A 1544-nucleotide genomic window follows, 5' to 3' on the forward strand; every position below is an offset into this window, starting at 1 on the left:
GCCCGCTCCGCCGCGATGCGCGGAGACCATCGGTGCGACCTCGTTCGATGGATCGAGAACGATCAGCGTGCCGCCCCATTTGAGCGCCGTTGGGATCGTCACCGACGTTGTCTTGAAACCGCCGGAACCGGCAAAGACGATCCCGTGCGACGAGCCGAACGAGCCATCGAAGCACAGCAACGGCGACTTGCCACCGGCGCCCCAGGTCTCGGCGCTGTCGGCGCGAAACGCTCGGGCGCCGACATTGTCTTTGTCGACCCGATAGCGCTCGCCGATGACAATGCCACCAGCATCGGGAAACAACTTTGCCGCCTCTGTGAGCTTCATCCAATCTGCCTCGCCATGAAGCGCCCGCTTGCCCTGAATGCGCTTCGGCTCGGCCCTTGCGAATGCCGCATTGCCGATGAGCGCGACGCGGAGTGCGAAGCAGGCACATAAGAGCGCCGCACTCGCTCCGATCGACGTTGCCGGATCAAGAAAGGCCAAGACCGTCTTGTCGGCTGGTACCGTCTTCATGAAAGCGGAAAGGCGTATTGTCTCGCGAAGTGCCGCGATCAGGATCATCTCGCTGCATCCCGCAACGACGCCCCAACCTGCCTGCTTGATATTGATCGCGCCGGCGGTCGCGAACAGGAACAAGATTCCGACTGCGGCACTTGCGAGATAGGGAAGCGCGATCCCTGCCCGCCCCCATGCAAGGCGCGCGGCCTCGGTCTTTCCGAAGCCGGAAAGCCACTGTTCGATGCCGGTCATTCCGATGACGACCAGGATCATCAACGCCGCCGGCACGACGACGAGCGCAATCCTATTGATCGTCATTGCCGAACGCCTCCACGCCGAGTGCGGTGAGCCTGGAGCGCTCGCCATCGTCACCCTTGAGGCGGCGCGCTGCATCGATCAGCGCGCCCAGCAACAGCGCTCGCTTCTCGTAGCGCAGACCGGCCTTGACGATCAGGCCGCCGAGCTCGATCTTCTCCCGCGTATCCTTCTTGCGGGCGTCGGATCTCATCGTTCTCGCCATACGTTCAAGCCTCGCCACCGCTGCCCGCAGCCGCGCCAGACGCGTGCGCCGTATTCGACGTTGGACCGCGGCTATCGCCTGCCCCCTTTTTCCCTCCGGTCGTACCCCCCTGCCCTCCGCGAACTCGCCTGCTCAGTTGGTCAAACGCTGCCTGAAGCTCCGCCTCGTCGATCTCGATGTCGCCAAGGCCTGCCTTGAGCGCGATCCGGCCAATGCGTTCCGCTTCCCGTGTCTCGGCGAGCTTGAGCTGGTCCTGCAGTTTGGCAATTTCGTCGCGGATTTTCGCGGATGGCTTCTTCATTCCGATTGTCTCCCTGGCTGAGAAAGCTTGTCTTTCGAAGCCAGTTTCCAGAACTTAAGTAGCGAACGCACTACTGTGAATCCTACAATCGCCAACGACGATCCTTTGGTGGATCATCCCGGCCGTTCCGAAGGAGCGGCTTCCAAGGGCGCAATTATACGTCGCTGCCGCGACGTGTTGCTGAGAGAGCCTGGTGGGCCCGCCGCTCCCGACGAACCCTTC

General features: G+C 62.6%; 4 protein-coding genes. 1 reads left to right on the top strand and 3 read right to left on the bottom strand.

Annotated features, from left to right (window positions below; translation table 11 throughout):
* From RWK44_RS34705 to traC, 3 genes are all read right to left on the bottom strand, one after another.
* Positions 1-819: type IV secretory system conjugative DNA transfer family protein (locus RWK44_RS34705; protein WP_316030159.1), on the bottom strand; the 819-nt coding region annotated here is incomplete at its 3' end.
* The gene (gene traD, locus RWK44_RS34710; protein WP_127431466.1) at positions 806-1021 is read right to left on the bottom strand and encodes a type IV conjugative transfer system coupling protein TraD; all 216 of its coding nucleotides are present in this window, start codon (positions 1019-1021) and stop codon (positions 806-808) included. The genes traD and RWK44_RS34705, both read right to left, overlap by 14 nt.
* Positions 1022-1025: 4 nt before the next feature.
* Entirely contained in the window at positions 1026-1322 is a 297-nt protein-coding gene (gene traC, locus RWK44_RS34715; protein WP_127431467.1) for a conjugal transfer protein TraC, read from the bottom strand.
* Positions 1323-1349: 27 nt separating this feature from the next.
* On the opposite strand from traC, the gene RWK44_RS34720 reads away from it, so the two are divergent.
* A partial coding sequence (locus tag RWK44_RS34720) for a hypothetical protein (RefSeq protein ID WP_316030160.1) occupies positions 1350-1544 on the top strand: 195 nt, incomplete at its 3' end.

The sequence above is a fragment of the Rhizobium sp. 25PS6 genome (genome assembly GCF_032464655.1).
Classification (GTDB): domain Bacteria; phylum Pseudomonadota; class Alphaproteobacteria; order Rhizobiales; family Rhizobiaceae; genus Rhizobium; species Rhizobium laguerreae.